Origin of the sequence: Sphingopyxis sp. (genome assembly GCF_035998905.1) — a bacterium.
Classification (GTDB): domain Bacteria; phylum Pseudomonadota; class Alphaproteobacteria; order Sphingomonadales; family Sphingomonadaceae; genus Sphingopyxis.
On the sequence record NZ_DASYHG010000016.1, the window covers coordinates 64,652 to 81,835 of the forward strand.

The 17,184-nt window shown below is 64.8% G+C and carries 12 protein-coding genes and 1 tRNA gene; 5 read left to right on the forward strand and 8 right to left on the reverse strand.

The features are described from left to right. Positions 1–187 precede the first annotated feature (187 nt). The 3 genes from VGN62_RS07680 to VGN62_RS07690 are packed head-to-tail and all read left to right on the forward strand — an operon-like array spanning position 188 to position 5,592. Positions 188–1,528, forward strand: a complete 1,341-nt coding sequence (locus VGN62_RS07680; RefSeq protein WP_327452428.1) for a dicarboxylate/amino acid:cation symporter — start codon at positions 188–190, stop codon at positions 1,526–1,528. A gap of 40 nt (positions 1,529–1,568) precedes the next feature. Beyond that, complete coding sequence (locus tag VGN62_RS07685) at positions 1,569–4,646, forward strand: TonB-dependent receptor domain-containing protein (RefSeq protein WP_327452430.1); 3,078 nt, start codon at positions 1,569–1,571, stop codon at positions 4,644–4,646. A gap of 1 nt (position 4,647) precedes the next feature. Next, the gene (locus tag VGN62_RS07690) at positions 4,648–5,592 is read left to right on the forward strand and encodes a DUF4886 domain-containing protein (protein ID WP_327452432.1); all 945 of its coding nucleotides are present in this window, start codon (positions 4,648–4,650) and stop codon (positions 5,590–5,592) included. Positions 5,593–5,666: 74 nt separating this feature from the next. Here the strand turns inward: VGN62_RS07690 and VGN62_RS07695 are convergent, their stop codons facing one another. The 7 genes from VGN62_RS07695 to VGN62_RS07725 all read right to left on the reverse strand — a co-directional run bounded on the left by VGN62_RS07695 (position 5,667) and on the right by VGN62_RS07725 (position 14,193). After that, positions 5,667–6,149: a MarR family transcriptional regulator gene (locus tag VGN62_RS07695; protein ID WP_327452434.1), complete on the reverse strand. Its 483-nt coding sequence runs from the start codon at positions 6,147–6,149 to the stop codon at positions 5,667–5,669. 40 nt (positions 6,150–6,189) lie between these two features. Next, positions 6,190–6,762, reverse strand: coding sequence for an NAD(P)H-dependent oxidoreductase (locus VGN62_RS07700; RefSeq protein ID WP_327452436.1), 573 nt, complete (start codon positions 6,760–6,762; stop codon positions 6,190–6,192). A 20-nt stretch (positions 6,763–6,782) separates the two neighbouring features. Then, on the reverse strand, positions 6,783–9,014 hold the full coding sequence (locus VGN62_RS07705) for a TonB-dependent receptor (RefSeq protein ID WP_327452438.1): 2,232 nt from the start codon (positions 9,012–9,014) through the stop codon (positions 6,783–6,785). Positions 9,015–9,044: 30 nt separating this feature from the next. Then, a complete protein-coding gene (locus VGN62_RS07710; protein WP_327452440.1) occupies positions 9,045–10,763 on the reverse strand; it encodes a sulfatase-like hydrolase/transferase in 1,719 nt (572 codons plus the stop codon). 94 nt (positions 10,764–10,857) lie between these two features. Beyond that, positions 10,858–12,132, reverse strand: coding sequence for a hypothetical protein (locus VGN62_RS07715; protein ID WP_327452442.1), 1,275 nt, complete (start codon positions 12,130–12,132; stop codon positions 10,858–10,860). A gap of 94 nt (positions 12,133–12,226) precedes the next feature. Beyond that, positions 12,227–12,694, reverse strand: a complete 468-nt coding sequence (locus VGN62_RS07720; protein ID WP_327452444.1) for a MarR family winged helix-turn-helix transcriptional regulator — start codon at positions 12,692–12,694, stop codon at positions 12,227–12,229. A gap of 122 nt (positions 12,695–12,816) precedes the next feature. Continuing rightward, positions 12,817–14,193, reverse strand: coding sequence for an MFS transporter (locus tag VGN62_RS07725; protein WP_327452446.1), 1,377 nt, complete (start codon positions 14,191–14,193; stop codon positions 12,817–12,819). A 145-nt stretch (positions 14,194–14,338) separates the two neighbouring features. Here VGN62_RS07725 and VGN62_RS07730 point away from each other — a divergent pair, with 145 nt between their 5' ends. Further along, positions 14,339–16,525: a TonB-dependent receptor gene (locus tag VGN62_RS07730; protein ID WP_327452448.1), complete on the forward strand. Its 2,187-nt coding sequence runs from the start codon at positions 14,339–14,341 to the stop codon at positions 16,523–16,525. Positions 16,526–16,593: 68 nt separating this feature from the next. Next, positions 16,594–17,064, forward strand: coding sequence for a DUF3237 domain-containing protein (locus VGN62_RS07735; protein ID WP_327452450.1), 471 nt, complete (start codon positions 16,594–16,596; stop codon positions 17,062–17,064). Between the two features lie 16 nt (positions 17,065–17,080). Here VGN62_RS07735 and VGN62_RS07740 read toward each other — a convergent pair. Continuing rightward, positions 17,081–17,157: transfer RNA gene (locus tag VGN62_RS07740), tRNA-Met, on the reverse strand. Positions 17,158–17,184: the final 27 nt, after the last annotated feature.

A 17,184-nucleotide genomic window follows, 5' to 3' on the forward strand; every position in this document is an offset into this window, starting at 1 on the left:
TCGCACAAATGACGAATGACTAAGCGAAAAATCACACAGATTGTAAGCGCCCTTTTGCTGAAATTCATCATTATTCTTTATTTATCAATTGATTGTCTGACAAACAGAAGCCGCTTGGTGTGCCCGCAAGCTCGCTCATAAAATTGCCAGAAGCAGCGGCGCAAAGCCGTGCCGGGAGATGGAGCGCATGGCGGCAATCGCAATTCAGGACATGGGACAGACGCCGGCGGGAAGGACACCCTTCTATCGCCACCTCTACGTCCAGGTCCTCGTGGCCATCCTGCTCGGCGCCATCATCGGCCATTTCTGGCCCGTCTGGGGCGAAGCGCTCAAGCCGCTCGGCGACGGTTTCATCAAGCTGGTGAAGATGATCATCAGCCCGGTAATCTTCCTGACCGTCGTCACGGGCATCGCGGGCATGAAGGAAATCGCCTCGGTCGGCCGCGTCGCGGGCAAAGCCTTCGCCTATTTCCTCTTCTTCTCGACCCTCGCGCTGATCGTCGGGCTGATCGTCGCCAATCTGGTCCAGCCGGGCGCGGGCATGAACATTGACCCCGCGACGCTCGACGCGAGCGCGGTCGCCGATTTCGACAAGAAGGCGCACGAGGCCAGCCTGACCGGCTTCCTCCTCGACATCATCCCGACCACCTTCCTCTCGGCATTCACCGAAGGCTCGATCCTCCAGACGCTGTTCGTCGCCATCCTGTTCGGCCTGTCGCTGTCGATGGTCGGCAAGCCCGCCGAACCCGTGCTCGACCTGCTTGAGCGGATCGGTATCGTCGTCTTCCGGCTCGTCGCGGTGCTGATGCGCGCCGCGCCGATCGGGGCGTTCGGCGCGATCGCCTTCACGATCGGCAAATATGGCCTCGGATCGCTGGTCAATCTCGGGCAGCTCGTCGCGACCTTTTACCTGACCTCGCTGATTTTCGTACTCGGCGTGCTCGGCGCGGTCGCCCGGCTCAACGGCTTTTCGATCCTCAAGCTCTGCCGCTACCTCAAGGCCGAACTGCTTCTCGTGCTCGGCACTTCCTCGTCCGAAGCCGCGCTGCCCAGCCTGATCGAGAAAATGGAGCGCGCGGGTTGCGAAAAGTCGGTCGTGGGGCTGGTCGTCCCCACGGGCTATTCGTTCAACCTCGACGGCACGAACATCTATATGACGCTGGCCGCGCTGTTCATCGCCCAGGCGTGCAACGTCGACCTGTCGCTTGGCGATCAGGTCGCACTGCTCCTCGTCGCGATGATCAGTTCCAAGGGCGCCGCGGGGGTGACCGGCGCGGGCTTCATCACGCTCGCCGCGACATTGTCGATCGTGCCCTCGGTTCCGGTCGCGGGCATGGCGCTGATCCTCGGCATCGACCGCTTCATGTCCGAATGCCGCAGCCTCACCAATTTTATCGGCAACGCCGTCGCGACGGTCGTCGTCGCGCGCTGGGACAATGCGCTCGACCGCGAACAGCTGCGGCTGGCGCTCGACGGCGATCCGGCGCCCGGCATCGCCGCGCCGCCGATCGAACAGGACATGGATTAGGGGCCGAAAAGGTCCGGAAAAAATAACAGGGAGGATGACAATGAGAGGTACGAAATCGGCAATGCTGCTGACGAGCACGGCGATCTGCCTGCTCGCCTGCGCGCCGGCCCGGGCACAGGACAGCGGCGTCGCGGCAGAAAGCGAAGCGCAAGCGGACGACACCTCCGCGGCAACCGACATTGTCGTCGTCGGCACGCGCATCGAAGGCGCGCGCGTTACCGAAGCGCTGCCCGTCGTCGTCGTCGGCCAGGACCGGATCGACGCGATCGGCGCGGTCAGCGGCGACGAACTGCTTCGCAACATCCCGCAAATGGGCGACGTCAGCTTCAACCCCGGCAACAATGCGCAGACGAGCAACGCGGCGCGCGGCGACGTCGGCTCGGTCAACCTGCGTTCGCTCGGCGTCGGCAACACGCTCGTGCTGCTCAACGGCCGGCGCATCGTCACCCATCCCGCGAGCCAGGGCCTGTCGGATACCGGCACCGTCCCGGTGCTGAGCTATAACTCGAACGCGATCCCGACGACCGGGCTCCAGCGGCTCGAAGTCCTGCTCGATGGCGCCGCCGCGCTCTACGGCTCGGATGCCGTCGCGGGCGTCGTCAACACCGTGCTCAAGGACAATTACGACGGCCTCCGGCTCCAGGGACAATATGGCGGTGCCGAGGGCACGCACCTGCGCGAATTCCAGGGCAATATCCTGGCGGGCAAGAGCTTCGACCGCGGCAACATCACCGTGTCGTTCGAATATACCGACCGCACAGCGCTGCGCGCGGAGGATCAGGATTTCACCGCCTCGGCCGACCTGCGCCCGCTGTTCGCCGACTATCCGGGCTTCGCCGGATCGACGACTCCCGACGGGCGCGCAACGCGCGGCGCCTGGCCCGCTCTGATGGTCCCCGTCGCCGGCGGCCGGCCGCGCCGCGGCACGACCAATCTGACCACTGCGGCGGGCGCCTTCACCGTGCGCCCGACCAGCCTCGGCGGCTGCACCCAGCAGCTCACCGCCGACCTCTGCCTCGTCAACACCGCGCTCGCGACCACGGGCGCCTTCCGCAACCTGCGCTACGACACCGCGGTCGGGACGACGGTGATGCCCAGCGTGAAGCGCTATAACGCCTTTGTGAACGGCCATTACGATCTGACCGACGATCTGACGCTGTTCGGCGAGTTCGGCTATTACCGCTCGAATACGACGCGCATCCAGCCGCCGGTGATCAACCTCAACCAGATATGGATTCCGGCGAGCAACTATTACAACCCGTTCGGTGCAGCGACGATCAATGGTCAGCCGAACCCCAATCGCATACCGGGCCTCGTCAACGTGCCGGCGACGGGCCTGCCGGTGCTGCTCACCACCTATCGCTTCGTCGATACCGGACCGCAGGCGGTGAAAGTCTCGGGCGAGCAGTTGCGCGGCCTGATCGGCGTGCGCGGCGAGACAGCGGGTTTCAAATGGGACAGCGCCTTCGTCTATTCCGAAGCCTCGGCGGTCGACAGCAGCCTCGCGGTGCGCAGTTCGGCGCTCCAGCAGAGCCTCGCGCTCGCGACCCCCGATGCGTACAACCCGTTCAACGGCGGCTGCATCGACAGCCTGAGCTCGGGCGATTGCACGCCGAGTTCGCAGGCGGCGCTCGACGCGATCACCTTCCAGCTCCAGCGCCGGTCGAAGACGACGCTGACGATGGGCGACTTCCGCGCTTCGCGCGCCGATCTGCTTACCCTGCCCGGCGGCGACCTTGGCGTCGCCTTCGGCCTCGAGGTGCGGCGCGAGACGCAGCGCGACGATCGCGATTCGGCGGTCGACGGGTCGAGTCCGTTCATCGACGCCGTCTCGGGCGCGGTGACGATCAGCGACGCCGCGGCGGTCAGCGACAACCCCGACACCTATGGCAAGCGCACCGTCGCGGCCGCCTATGCTGAACTCGCGGTGCCGATCGTCTCGGAGGAAATGAACATCCCGCTCGTCCGCCGCTTCGATATCCAGCTCGCGGGCCGCTATGAACATTACAGCGATTTCGGCAGCGTCGCGCGGCCGAAGGTCGCGGCGGCGTGGGACGTCGTCGACGGGTTCCGCCTGCGCGGCTCCTTCTCGCAAGGCTTCCGTGCCCCGAACCTCGAACAGGTCAACGCGGTCGAGTATGCGCGCCTCGCGACCAGTCAGGATTTCCTGCGCTGCGAGGTTGACCTCCGCGCCGGGCGGATCGCCAACTTCAACGCCTGCGGCAACAATGTCGGCTATTCGCGCCGCGTGTCGGGCAACCCCGACCTCAAGCCCGAGAAGAGCACCAACTATAATCTCGGCGCGGTGTTCGAACCGACCTTCCTGCCGTCGGACCTCGGGCGCATGACCTTCACCGTCGACTATTGGTCGATCAAGCAGAAGGGCATCGTCGGCATCCTCGGCAACGACACCGCGATCGCGCTCGACTATCTGCTGCGCCTGCAAGGCTCGTCGAACCCGAACGTCATCCGCGACGCCGCCAACGCCGATGATGTGACCGCATTCGCGGGCACCGGCATCGCCCCGGTGGGCCGCATCACCACGGTGCGCGACCAGTTCATCAACCTCCAGCCGCAGACGGTGCGCGGGCTCGACTTCGCCTTTTACTGGCAGTCGCCAAAGACCGACGTCGGCAAGTTCGACTTTGCCGTCAACGCGACGCGCCTGCTGAAATTCTCGCGCGCGCCCGGCGATGCGGTCGACGCACTCGTCGAGGCGCGCGCGAACGGCGACATCAACGCCGCGACGCCGCTTCCTGAATCGCAGAATCTGATCGAAGCGAACGGGCGCCCGAAATGGCGCGGCACCGCATCGCTGACCTGGTCGCTCGGCCAGTTCCAGGTCGGGGCGTTCGCGCGCTACACCGGGGCCGTCGACGAGCTCGCCTTCGTCGATACGAACGGCAATCCCTGGCGCGTGAAGTCGCAGGTGACCGGCAATCTCTATGCGCAGGTCCGCATCCGCGACGATGCCGGACTCGGCGGCGACATGCGCTGGCGCGTCGGGGTGCGCAACATCACCAACGAAAAACCACCGCTGACGTCCGAGGGCTATCTGGGGTCGCTTTACAGCCCCTATGGACGTTACTGGTACACCTCGGTCACGGCGGAGTTCTGATATGAAAAACGGGCACGGCATCTGGTTCCTGATCGGCGCTGCCGCGCTCGCCATCGCGCCGGCGGGGGCGGCAAAGGAGAGCGCGCCCGCGCCGACCGCCGCCGGCGCGACCCCATCAGCTCCGCCCAAAGCGGGGCCGAAGACGATCTTGTTCATCGGCAACAGCTTCACGCAAGGGGCGCATTCGGCGGCGCGCAACTGGCGCGCGGGATCGGTCACCGACCTCAACAACGCCGGTTACGGCGGAGTACCCGCGCTGTTCAAACTGTTCGCCGAGCAGGCGGGGCTCGATTACCGGGTCAGCCTCGAGACGCAGGGCGGCAAGTCGCTGGGTTTCCATTATGACGAGCGGCGCCAGCTCTTCGACCGGCCATGGGACATCGTCGTGCTGCAGGAATTCAGCACGCTCGACCGCGACAAGCCGGGCGATCCCGCCAATTACATGCACAATGTCGACCGGCTCGCCGCGCTGTTCAAGGCGCGCAACCCCGCCGTCGACATCCGGCTTGCGTCGACATGGACGCGCGCCGACCAGACGTACAAACCCGGGGGGCATTGGTACGGAAAGCCGGTGACGGCGATGGCCGATGACCTTCGCGCCGCGGCCGACCGTGCACGCGCCGCCAATCCGTCCGTGGCGGGCGTCGTGCCGGTCGGCCAGGCCTGGAGCCGGGCGATGGCGACCGGCGTCGCCGACCCGAACCCCTATGACGGCGTCGCCTATGGCCAGCTCGATCTGTGGGCCTATGACCATTATCACGCGAGCGTCGCCGGCTCCTATCTGTCGGCGCTTGTCACCTTCGGCGCGATCACCGGCGTCGATCCGACGACGCTCGGCGCAAAGGAAATGGGCGCCGACGAGCTCGGGCTGTCGGACGCGCAGGCCGAGGCATTGCAACGCGTCGCGCGCGACGAATTGGAGAGTAGCCAAAAAGGCTCACGCTGAAACGAATATCCGTCGATAACAGATTGTGAAGTATCAACTTTCATTGTCATCGCGACGATGCTCCGGGCGCATCCCTACAGACGAGGCCTTTTTTGCTCGGGATCGGCGCGAGCGAGATTGTCGATCACGCGGAGCATCAGCAACCTGAGCGTATCGACTTCGGCATCCGACAAACTGCGGGTGGCAAGCACTTGGATTTCGGCGGTTACCGGCAAAAGCTGCTTTTCCAGGCTCCTGCCACGCGGCGTCAGATGGACCAGTATTTCGCGCCGGTCGCTCCGGTTGACGTCGCGGCGCACCAGCCCTGCGCGCTCGAGCGTGCGGAGCGACACCGCCGTCGTCGCATCGCGCATAGCGATCCGGCGGCTGAGTTCGCGCTGGCTGACCCCGTCTTCGCGCCAAAGCTGCCGCAGGAACGTCCATTGGCCCGACGATATGCCATATTCGCGCGTTTGATGTTCGCGCAGCCGCGAAAAGGAACGGAAGATCAGGCGCGCGAGATAGCCGATACTGTCGTCGAATGCCCAATAATCCATGGCTATCCGCTGATCACCCATCATTATTCCTTGCCTCGGAAGCGGCCGCGCGGAAGACCGCCTAGCGCCGAACCGCCACCGCGACCGCCTCGACCAACTCGTCCAGCAGCGCCTGAAGGAACGGGTCGGAAAGACGGCCCGATGCGTCGAACGCCCGATGGGCGTGCGGCACGCTGAGCTGTTCGGGTACCACCCAGGCCTTCACGGTGGTCAGGATATGGCGAAGCTGCGACAAGCCGCGCAGCCCCCCGAACGGGCTCGACGACGCCGACAGCAGCGCGAAGGGCTTGCGGTGAAAGGCACCATAAGCCTGCGGCGCCTCGCCCTCGCCCGGACAGGATATCCAGTCGAGCGCGTTCTTGAGCATCGCTGTGACCGAACCATTATGCTCGGGACTCGCGATGATCACGGCGTCGTGCCGGCGGAACATCGCCTTGAGCGCTACCGCCTCGGGCACCTCGCCGATCGACAGCGCTTCGGCGCCGAACAGCGGCAGGCGATAATCCGCGAGCGACAGACGCGTCGTCCGCAAACCATGCTCGCCCGCCGCCTGCGCCGCGCAGCCGATCAGCTTCTCGTTGAGCGAGCCCGTGCGGATACCGCCGGCCAGCAGCAAGAGTTCAGGCCGCCCCATTCCGTCTCTCCCTCAAGCGATCAGAAATCGAGCGACAGTTGCAGCGTCACCGTCCGCGGCGCCCCGACCATCGCCATATGGCTGTCCCCGCCGAAGGTCGGCGTGTTGAACGCCTGCGTAATCGTCACCTTGTCGGTCAGGTTGCGACCGACGAGCGCGACTTCCCATGGACCATCCTCGCGCCCCACCGCGATGCGCGCGTCATATTTGGTGAAGGCCGGCTGCGAATTGAGCGGGTTCATGTCGGGCTGGAAAAAGGAGCGCGACTGATAATTGGCCGACACGCGGGCGAGCGCATAGAGATTGCCCGAAACGGGATATTTGGCCTCGATGAAGCCGTTCGCGGTCCATTCGGGCGCCCGCACAAGCCGCGTTCCGGCAAGGTTGTTGGTCCGCGGCGTGCAGGTCGGCGGCGCGTCATACAGGCAGGCGCCGCCCGGATAATCCTTGTAATGCGCATCGAGGTAACCAAGGCTGCCACCGATCCGCCAATTGTCGCCGATGCCGATGTCGGTATCGACCTCCACCCCCTGCGAAATCGCCGAGGCGGCATTGCCGGTGATAAAAGCGGTCCCATTATATTCGGAGACCTGCAGATCGCTGAAATCCGTGCGGAAGAGCGCGATGTTGAACTGCCCCTTGCCGTCGAGGAAGCGGAACTTGCCGCCGATTTCCCACGAGCGCGCACGTTCGGAATCGAACTGGAAGGTCGCGAAGCCGTTGCGGATATTGTAAAGGAGCAGCGCGTCGTTCGACACGAAGCCGCCGCCCTTGGTTCCCGTCGCATAGCTTAGATAAACATAGGCGTCGCGGCTGAATTCATACCGTGCGCGCAGCGAGTAATCCCACAGATTCTCCTTGCGCGTTTCGGTGATGTCGTACGTCAGATAAGTCGGCGGGAACACGCCGTCGTTGAACGAGCGCGCGCGGCCGCGGCGCTTTTCGTCCGAATAGCGCAGGCTACCGCTGAGCATGATCTGTTCGGTCACCGGCACCTCGAGCGACGCGAACGGCGACCAGCTCTTGCCCTTCTGGTCGAACCGGCGCGTCGACAGCCCGTCGAGCGGCAGCGGCAGGCCGGCACTCGCGGCGCCGAACAGCGAGGCCTGCTGGATGTGGAGGTCGGTATCGATATAGGTCAGGCCCGCGATGAACGAACCGCCGTCGCCGATCTCGCGCTGCACGCGCACTTCCTGGAACAGCGAACTCGACTGTTCGGTGATATCGGATTCGAGGAAGGTGAGCGGCCCGTCATAATCCGAATTCACCCCGCCATCGAGATCCTGCCAGGCGGTGACCGAGGTGAAGGTCCAGTCGCCGACGTCGAGATTCATCGTCAGCTGCGCCATCGTCGTTTTCGTATCGTCATATTCGGGATTGATCGTCCGCGCGGCGCGGCGGAACGACGGATATTCGGGAACGTCTGCACCCGAATTGCGCACCGCGTTGCACAGCGCACAGGCCGCGCTTCCGATGTTGTTGAACACCGTGGTGCCGCCGTCGATGCGGTTCGACGAATGCTCGACCTTGACCAGTGCCTCGAAAGCGTCGGTCGGCTCCCATAAAAGCTGCCCGCGGACCGCCTCGTACCGCGATCCATTTTCTTCGCGGCCGGTGATCGTGTTGCGCATGAAATCGCCGATCGCGCCGGCACGGCCGGTCAGGCGGAGGCTGAGCGTGTCCGAGATCGGGCCCGACACCGCGCCCTCGAGGTTCCAGCCGCCCTGCTCGACCTCGCCGCTCGCGCGGACGAAGCCTTCGAACGTGCGCGTCGGGCGGCGGGTGACGACGCTGATCGCGCCCGCATTGGTGTTCTTGCCGAACAGCGCCCCCTGCGGCCCGCGAACGACCTCGACGCGCTGCACGTCGAGCAGCGGATTCTGGAATGCGCGAGAGCGGCTGAGATAAACGCCGTCGATGAACAGCCCGACCGACTGTTCGAACGACAGGTTGCCCGTCCCGGCGCCGAGCCCGCGCATCGTGATCGCGAAATTGCCGTTGGTGCGGTCGATCTGGAGGTTCGGGACGCTATCCTGAACATCGTCGAACAGCAGGATTCCCTGTTTCTCGATCTGGTCCCCGCTGACCACCGCGACCGAGATCGGCACTTCCTGCAGCGTCTGTTCCCGGCGCGTGGCGGTGACAATGATCGTCTGGTCGTCGCGCGCGGTCGCACCGTCCGCCGCCTCCTGCGCAAGCGCCGGCGTTCCGAAGGCGAGCGCCATCGCCCCGCCGCAAAGCAGTCTTTTCATTCGCATTGTCCCTCTCCCAAAGGTGACGGGTCAGGTCAGTTTCAGCGTGTCATATTGTGGTGCCGGACCCGGATATTCGGCGCCCTTGTCCTCGCCAACCTCGGCTTCGATCAGCGCGTTGGTCTTGGCATTCAGGCGTTCGATGAGCGATTTGTGGGCGTCGGGGCGCCAAGCGAGATTGTCGATCTCGTCGGGGTCGGCCACCGTGTCGTAAAGTTCGAGGTCGTTGTGCGCGACGAGGTCGTCCCAGCGCCGCGGGATATGATGCTGCGCGGGCGCGAAATAGCGCGCGAATTTATAGCGCCCGTCGTGCACACCGCGATGCAGGCGGCGGAGCATCAGGTCGTTTTCAGCCAGCGGCTTCGTCTCGGCGACACCAGCGGGCGCATCGGGCGCGTTCCACCCATAGCGCACGGCATAGTTGAACAGGACGCCCGCCTCGTCGCGGCGCGTCCGCGCGGTGGTCGAGGCGATCGCCGCCGACAGGTCGTGACCGACCAGCTTCGGCTGCATATCGTGCTGCACCTTCTCGTCGATCCCGGCGAGCGACAGCATCGTCGGAACGAGGTCGACCGCGCTGCCCAGCGCGTGGGTCGAGCGGCCGCCAGGAAGGTCGGGGTGGACGACGATCAGCGGGACACCCACATCCTCTTTGTAGATCGTGCCGCCCTTCTGCCGCATCCCGTGCGCGCCGGCGCGTTCACCATGGTCGGACGTGAAGATAATGACCGTATTGTCCAGCTGGCCGGTGGCGACGAGGGCGTCGAACACCGTCTGCATGTGCCGGTCGACGTCGCGGATGCAGTTGAAATAGTAATTCTGGTTGCGAAGCCAGACCGCCTCGTCCGAGTGGCGCATCCGGCCATAGAAGGCCCCCGAGCTGGCGTTGATCGCAGCATGGGCGCGCGGCTTGCGCGACAGGTCGTCAGCGTGAAAGCTGCGCGGCAGCGGGAATTTCCAGTCGCGACCATAGATCGGGTCGCCCGGCGCGGCGAGCAGCGGCGCGACGAGGTTCGGCCGTGCGCGCGTCGCCTCCCCCTCACCGCTCGGATCATAGAACATGATGTCGTGCGGATTGACGAAATTGACCGCCATGAACCATGGCGCATCGCCCTCATCATCGGCGAAGCTACGAAGCTGACTGGCGGCTTCTGCGGCGGTCACCCCGTCGCTCATAAAGCCTTCCCATGACAGCCCCTCGCGCTCGCCGTTGAAATTATAGTCCGAAAAACCGAAGGGCTCGAGGACATCGCTGGTGTTCGGGAATATCCCGCCGGCGACCCCGCGCAGGTTCAGCCCCTCGTTGATGTTCGAAAGATGCCATTTGCCCTTGTAGGTCGTGCGATAACCGGCGCGGCGCAGCATCGTCCCGATTGTCGGAATCTGCGGGCTCAGCTCGGGGTGCGGCGGCGAGTTGGGGTTGGCATAGACCCCGGTGTGCTGGGTGTGGAGGCCGGTGTAAATGTTCGAGCGCGACGGACCGCACGGCGTCGTATTCACATGGAAGCGGTCGAAGACGATACCACGCTCGCGCAGCCAGTCGTGCGCAGGAAGCGGCAGGCCGGCGGGAATGTCGGCCTGCGCGCGCTCCTGATCGTTTACGATAAAGAGGATGTTCGGCCGCGCACCGCGCTTTTTTCCGGGCACCAGCGTCTCCGCTCCGGCCGCCCGGACACCGTTCGCCGCCACCAGCGCCGCCGCACCTCCGGCGAGCAAGGTTCGCCGGCCAATCTCTGCCTTCTCGCGCATCCCGTACCTCCCAAAGCCGGTTATGCTGATGTTTTCTTAGTATGCTAAGATAATGACGGCTGCAAAATATTTGTCAAGTTGCTTGCGCAAATTTTTAGAAGACAGGCGTGTTGGGCGGCAGGCCGATCAGCGAGCGTCCGAGCAATTCGGTCGCGGCGTCGAAATCATAGACGACATGGCTCGCCATAACATTGACGTCGCGTAGCGCGCGCTGCAGCGGGCTGCTCGTCATATGCGCGCTCGACCCCGCGCCTTCGACCAGCAGCCGGATCGCGTCGCGGCACAGATCCATCGCGAGCGCGACCTGCGCGCGGAGCGCGATGCGATCTTCGTTGCTCACCAACCCGTCGCCCGCCGCTTCGGTCAGCGCGACATTGCGACGCCCGACCTCGCGCAGGATCATCTCCGCCGTCGCGGTCTTCGCCGCCGCCTCGCCGAGCCGCATATGCGCCGAGGCTTTCTCGTTCTGCTTGACCGTCGTCCCCAGCATCGTGCGAACACCGATCCGTTCACGGAAATGGTCGACCGCCGACCGCGCGACGCCGACCGCACCGATCGCCGCGGTGATCGCAAGGAAAGGCGTCATCGGCATCCGGTAGATCGGGTTATGCGCGTGGAGCTTCGCGCCGGGGGCGTTGCCGTTCCGCATCTCGCCCATATCCATCACGCGATGGTCGGGAACGAACATGTCGTCGCAGCGAATGTCGTTGCTTCCCGTCCCGATCATCCCGTCGACGTGCCAGGTGTCGAGCACCTCGACTTCTTCGGCCGGCAAGGCGAAAAAGAGCTGGCGCGGCGGGCTTTCGCCCGGGATCGTGCCGGTGACCATCACCCAGTCGGCGTGCATGACGCCGGTGCCCCATTTCCAACGGCCCGTCAGGCGGTATCCTCCCTCGACCGGCTGCGCGACTCCGGGCGGGTTGGTGGCGCCCGGCGCGATGATATAGGGAAAGGCACCGCCGAAGGTTTCGTCCTGCAAGCCTTCGGGAAACTGCGCGAGCATCCAGTTATGCTCGACGCAGAAGGCGGTGACCCAACCGGTCGAACCACAGCCTTCGGCAATCGGCAGCATCGCGTCGATGAAGCTGTCGATGTCGAACTCGAGCCCGCCGTAGCGCTTGGGAACGAAATGATAAAAGACGCCGGTCTTGCGGATCGCGTCCCACACCGCATCCACCGGGCGGCGCAGCCGTTCGCATTCGAGCGCGTGCGCTGCGACGAGCGGCTTGAGCGCGGTCGTCCGACGCACCAGTTCCTCGGGCGTCAGCGCCTCAAGCTCCGCGCGCGACAACCAGTCGCCTCCTTTCGGAATGCGGCGATCGGCGAACGCCTCTTCTTCAGCCCTGTGTGTCTGAACGGCAATATTCATGACATTCTCTCCCGGCGAGCCGTTGAATCGGCTGTTGCGGTCAGATTAGGCCGCGCGAGAATAATGTCAAGAAACTTAACTAAATTGGCAAAGGCTAGCCCGTGACGCCCTCGGGATCCCCTAGCGCGTCGGGCGGCACGCGCGGCGGATCGCCCCAATCCATCCGCATCGCGTCACGCAGCCCGTGGTAGGCCGGAAGGCCGATCCGCTCGACGAGCTTCAGCTCCAGATAGTGCAACGCTTTGGCGGCAGCGCGCCGCGTGTCGTTCGCCTGTTCGGCGAAACGGACGATCCGCGCGCGCCGGTCGTCGGGGTCGGGCACGAGTTCGACAATGCCGCGCGCTTCGAGCTCGCTCAGCATCAGGCTGATCGCCTGGCGCGTGACGCCGAGGTTGCGGGCGATGCGCGTCGCGCGATGCTCGCCCGCCGCGATATTGGCGATCAGCATCGACTGGGCACGGCTGACGTTGGGAATGCCGGCTTCCTTGAGCGCCGCCTGCAGCGCCTCGTCGAACCAATAGACGGCGCTCAACAGGTTCATCATCAGGAACGGGCTGTCCATCGTCGTCTTCCTTTCGGGCCGCAACGGGCCTGTCATAAGGTCCTCGACGACCTTCGCGCAATTCCAGCGCATGGCGCCCGTCCCTCTCCCGGTCAACCGGCCTTCGCCGATCGGGGCAGGCGTCAGGCGGCCTCCGACGTTCGGGCAAGATCGCGGGCGAAGGCCGAAAAGCCCATCGTCAGGATAATCGCCGCGAGCGGCAGCGCGACACCCGTCACCAACGCGATCGAATAGCGCAGCGCACCGTCGTCGCCGAAGAGATGATCGGTGAGCAGCGCCATGAGCATCGGGCCGAAACCTAGACCGGTCAGGTTGACCACGAAGAAATAGAGCGCGGTGACGCGGGCGCGATATTCGTTCGGCGTGATGAATTGCAGCGCCACCGTACCGACGCCGTGCATCGTCAGCATCGGAAAAGCGAGCGCGAGCATGACAAAGGCGAGCGTCGCGTCCGGCATCAGCGCCGCGGCGAGCAGCGGCGGCCCGCCCAGCAGGATCGACAGGCGCATGACGCGCAGATGCGCGTCGGGAACGCCCTTTGCGAACATCCGGTCGGCCAGCGTCCCGCCGATCACCAGCCCCGCCGCGCCGCCGATCGCCATGATCAGCCCGAACCACAGCCCGGCCTGCGATACGTCCATGCCATAGGTGCGCGCAAAGAAAGTCGGCACCCACGCGATCACGCCGTACATGACGAGTCCGATCAGCGACATGCCCGCGAACAGCGCGCCCAGCGCGACGCGCTGCCCGGCGAGATGCGACAGAAAGCCGGGTGCGGCAGCCGCATCGACGGATGCAGCCGTCCGCTGGAGGCCATGCCGCAACGGTTCGCGCACGGTCAGCAACAACAAGCAGACGAACAGCCCCGGCGCGGCGACCCACAGGAAGATCGTACGCCAGGCCTCGACAGGACCGATCAGCGGCAGATCGACCATCGGCGCCGCGAGCACTGCCTGCACGACAAAAGAGCCGAGGATCATCGCGACGCCCGATCCGAGCGGCACCCCGATCGAATAGACCGCCATCGCGCGCGCAAGCTTGTCGCGCGGAAACATGTCGCTGAGCATCGAATAGGCTGCGGGCGACAGTGCCGCTTCGCCTACCCCCACGCCCATGCGGGCGAGGAACAGCGTTGCATAGCTTCCGGCGAAGCCGCACGCGGCGGTCATCACGCTCCACAGCGCCACGCCCGACACAATCAGGTTCCGGCGGTTCCAGCGATCGGCGATCCACGCGATCGGCAGCCCGAGCACGGTGTAGAACAGGGCGAAGGCGAGCCCGATGAGCAGGCTGACCTCGGTATCCGAAATCTCGAGCGCCGCGCGGATCGGCGCGACGAGCAGGCTGAGAATCATCCGGTCGACGAAGGACAATGTGTAAGCGAGCAGCAGGACGCCGACGACGTACCAGCTATAGGCGGGGCGCGGCCAGCCCGCCTCCGCATCCTCATTGCCGACCGGCTCGCCTTGCGGCGCATCTTTCGCGATCTCGGTCGCCATCGATCCCGTCCTCCCGATCGCCGCCCGCTCTTGCACCACAGGTCGGCCTGTTATATAGAAACAGTTACTTAGAAAACTAAGTAATTTTGCAGCCGAGTCAAGCCTGATCGGCCGCAGAAAAAAACAATGTGTTGGGAGACGCGAGATGACCTATTTCCGAAGGAAGCAGTCCGTCCTTTTCCTTGCCGGCGTGGCGGTGGCCGCCCTGCCCGGCGTTGCGGCGGCACAGGATGCCGCCGACGACACGAGCGGCGACATCATCGTCACCGCACAGCGACAGGAACAAAGGCTGCAGGACGTTCCCGTCTCGGTCACCGCCTTCGGCGCCGAGCAGCTTCGCGACAACAGCATCGAAACGGTGCAGGACATCGCGATCCGCACCCCCGGTCTTGCGGTGAGTGCGGTCGATCCGATCAACACCAACTTCGCGATGCGCGGCATCGGCAGCGCGCCGGGCATCAGCCAGAATGCGGGCGGCGACCCGTCGGTGGTCGTGTTCGTCGACGGCGTTTATGCCGGGCGCGGCGGGACTCCCGACCTCGATGCGCTCGACCTCGAACGCGTCGAAGTGCTGCGCGGGCCGCAGGGCACCTTGTTCGGCAAGAATGCGATCGGCGGCCTCGTCCAGTTCATCAGCCGCAAGCCGACCGACGAAACGAGCTTCTTCTTCGAAGGCACCTACGGCAATTACGACCGCGTCGGTGTGATCGCCCGCGGCAATATGGCGCTGACCGACAAGGTGTATCTGTCGGCCGGCCTGTCGCACAAGCAGCGCGACGGCTTCGAATATAACGAGACCACCGGCAATGACGTCAACGATCTCAACCTGACGACCGGCCGCGTCGCCTTGCGCTTTGTGCCGACCGACACGCTCGACATCATCCTGCGCGCCGACGTGTCGCATCAGGACCAGAAGGGCAATCCGCGGCACAATAATTGCGACACCAGCTTTCAGGGCGGCATCCACTGCGTCGGCATCAACCCCGATCCGCGCGTCGTGAACGCCTATATCGACGGCGAGGTCAAACGGACGATCCAGACCTATTCGGGCGAGGTCAACCTTGACCTGCCGTTCGGCACGCTGACCTCGCTCACCGCACTGCGCAAGGTGAAGTTCAACTTCGTCACCCCCTTCTTCAGCAACCCGATCAACCCGCCCGCGCAGATCGAATCGACGAGCTTCGGCGAGGAGGACAACAGCCAGTTCAGCCAGGAACTCCGCCTTTCCTTCGACGCGTGGGACGGACGGCTGAAAGGCCAGACAGGTGTCTATTTCCTGAAAGAGAATAACGACCGCGTCGAAGGGCAGATCCAGGATTTTCCGACCCCCGCAGGCTCAGGAACGGGCATCTACCCGCAGTCGGTCAACGCGCGCAGCATTGCAGTCTTCGGGCAGGTCGATGTCGAGATCGTGCCGTCGCTGACCGCGACGCTCGGCGCGCGCATGACCTGGGAGCGCAAGAGCGGCCGCTTCGCAGGTTTCAAGGCCGACAGCGGCCCCGGCCTGCCGCCGCCGCTGGGTTCGCTCGCGGGCTATGACGTGACGGGTAAGAAGAACTGGAAGGCCTTCACGCCGCGCTTCGCGCTCAACTGGAAGGCGACCGACGATATCCTTCTCTATGGCTCGGTCGCGCGCGGTTATAAGAGCGGCGGTTTCCAAGGCCTCTCGGGCACCGCAGCGGGTGCTTCGACGCCTTATGATCCCGAGTTCGCATGGGGTTATGAAATCGGCGCGAAGACCGACTGGCTCGACCGCCGCCTGCGGCTCAACGTCGCGGCCTTCCGCACCGACTATTCGGACCTGCAAATCTCGCAGCTGATCCCGCTGTGCTGCGTCGTCGTCAGCAATGCGGCAAAGGCGCGGATCAAGGGGATCGAGGTCGAGGCGGTGGCGCGGCCGTTTGAGGGGTTCCAGATCGACGGCAGCTACGCCTATCTCGATGCGAAGTTCACCGAATATACGATCCCGGGCCAGAATTACGCGGGTAACCGCCTGCCGCGATCGCCCAAGAACAAGTTCAACATCGGCGGCCAGTTCGAGGCTCCGGTCGGCGACCTGTCGGCAAAGCTGCGCGTCGATTACAGCTGGGTCGACGACGCCTTTTTCGAAGCATCGAACATCCCGCAGCAGCTGTGGCCGAGCCATGAGAATCTCGACGCGCGGCTGTCGCTTTCGGGTCCCGACGATCGCTGGGAAGTCTCGCTGTGGGGCAAGAATCTGACCGACGAGCTGACGCCGACCTATGTCACCTATTTCGGCGCCTTCCGTCAGATCCTGACCCCCTATGCGCCGCCGCGCACCTATGGCGTTACGGTCGCATTCAAGATGTGACCCGCGGGCACGGCGGCACCCCTTTCGCCGCCGTGCCTTTTCCCCTTCGCTCCTAGAAAGGATGATCCATGGACGAGCCCCGTTTCCGCACCCTCTGTTCGTACACCGCGACTTTCACCGAACCGCAGCAGATGGTCGGCAAGGCGCATTTCGGGCGCCGGATGATTGCCGCGCTCACCGGCGGCGAGGTCACAGGCGAGCGGCTGCACGGCCGCGTGATGCCAAGCGGCGGCGATTGGGCGACGATCGACGACCGCGACACGCTGCGGCTCGACGCGCGCATCACGATGGAAACGCACGACGGCGCGCTGATCTATGTCTCCTATCGCGGCGTGCTGCGCCCGCTGTCGGCCGCGCACAAACATGCCCGCAAGGGCGGGCCGCAAACGCCCGAGGAAAAGGCCGAGGTCTATTTCCGCACTACCCCGATGTTCGAAACGGGCGACGAACGCTATCTCTGGCTCAACGACATTGTCGCGGTGGGCCTCGGCGCCAGCATTGGCGGCGCCGTCCGCTACGACGTGTTCGAGCTGCTTTAAGGGGATATCGATAGATTGGTAGCGGAGGAGGGACTCGAACCCCCGACACGCGGATTATGATTCCGCTGCTCTAACCGGCTGAGCTACTCCGCCCCAAAGGGTCGCCGCGTCGGGCGAGCC

What these genes read in the sequence shown, in the direction of transcription:
- VGN62_RS07690 (WP_327452432.1), top strand. Translation starts at nt 4,648, where the DNA reads ATGAAAAACGGGCACGGCATCTGGTTCCTGATCGGCGCTGCCGCGCTC.
- VGN62_RS07725 (WP_327452446.1), bottom strand. Translation starts at nt 14,193, where the DNA reads ATGGCGACCGAGATCGCGAAAGATGCGCCGCAAGGCGAGCCGGTCGGC.
- VGN62_RS07710 (WP_327452440.1), bottom strand. Translation starts at nt 10,763, where the DNA reads ATGCGCGAGAAGGCAGAGATTGGCCGGCGAACCTTGCTCGCCGGAGGT.
- VGN62_RS07685 (WP_327452430.1), top strand. Translation starts at nt 1,569, where the DNA reads ATGAGAGGTACGAAATCGGCAATGCTGCTGACGAGCACGGCGATCTGC.
- VGN62_RS07720 (WP_327452444.1), bottom strand. Translation starts at nt 12,694, where the DNA reads ATGGACAGCCCGTTCCTGATGATGAACCTGTTGAGCGCCGTCTATTGG.
- VGN62_RS07705 (WP_327452438.1), bottom strand. Translation starts at nt 9,014, where the DNA reads ATGAAAAGACTGCTTTGCGGCGGGGCGATGGCGCTCGCCTTCGGAACG.
- VGN62_RS07680 (WP_327452428.1), top strand. Translation starts at nt 188, where the DNA reads ATGGCGGCAATCGCAATTCAGGACATGGGACAGACGCCGGCGGGAAGG.
- VGN62_RS07730 (WP_327452448.1), top strand. Translation starts at nt 14,339, where the DNA reads ATGACCTATTTCCGAAGGAAGCAGTCCGTCCTTTTCCTTGCCGGCGTG.
- VGN62_RS07735 (WP_327452450.1), top strand. Translation starts at nt 16,594, where the DNA reads ATGGACGAGCCCCGTTTCCGCACCCTCTGTTCGTACACCGCGACTTTC.
- VGN62_RS07700 (WP_327452436.1), bottom strand. Translation starts at nt 6,762, where the DNA reads ATGGGGCGGCCTGAACTCTTGCTGCTGGCCGGCGGTATCCGCACGGGC.
- VGN62_RS07695 (WP_327452434.1), bottom strand. Translation starts at nt 6,149, where the DNA reads ATGGGTGATCAGCGGATAGCCATGGATTATTGGGCATTCGACGACAGT.
- VGN62_RS07715 (WP_327452442.1), bottom strand. Translation starts at nt 12,132, where the DNA reads ATGAATATTGCCGTTCAGACACACAGGGCTGAAGAAGAGGCGTTCGCC.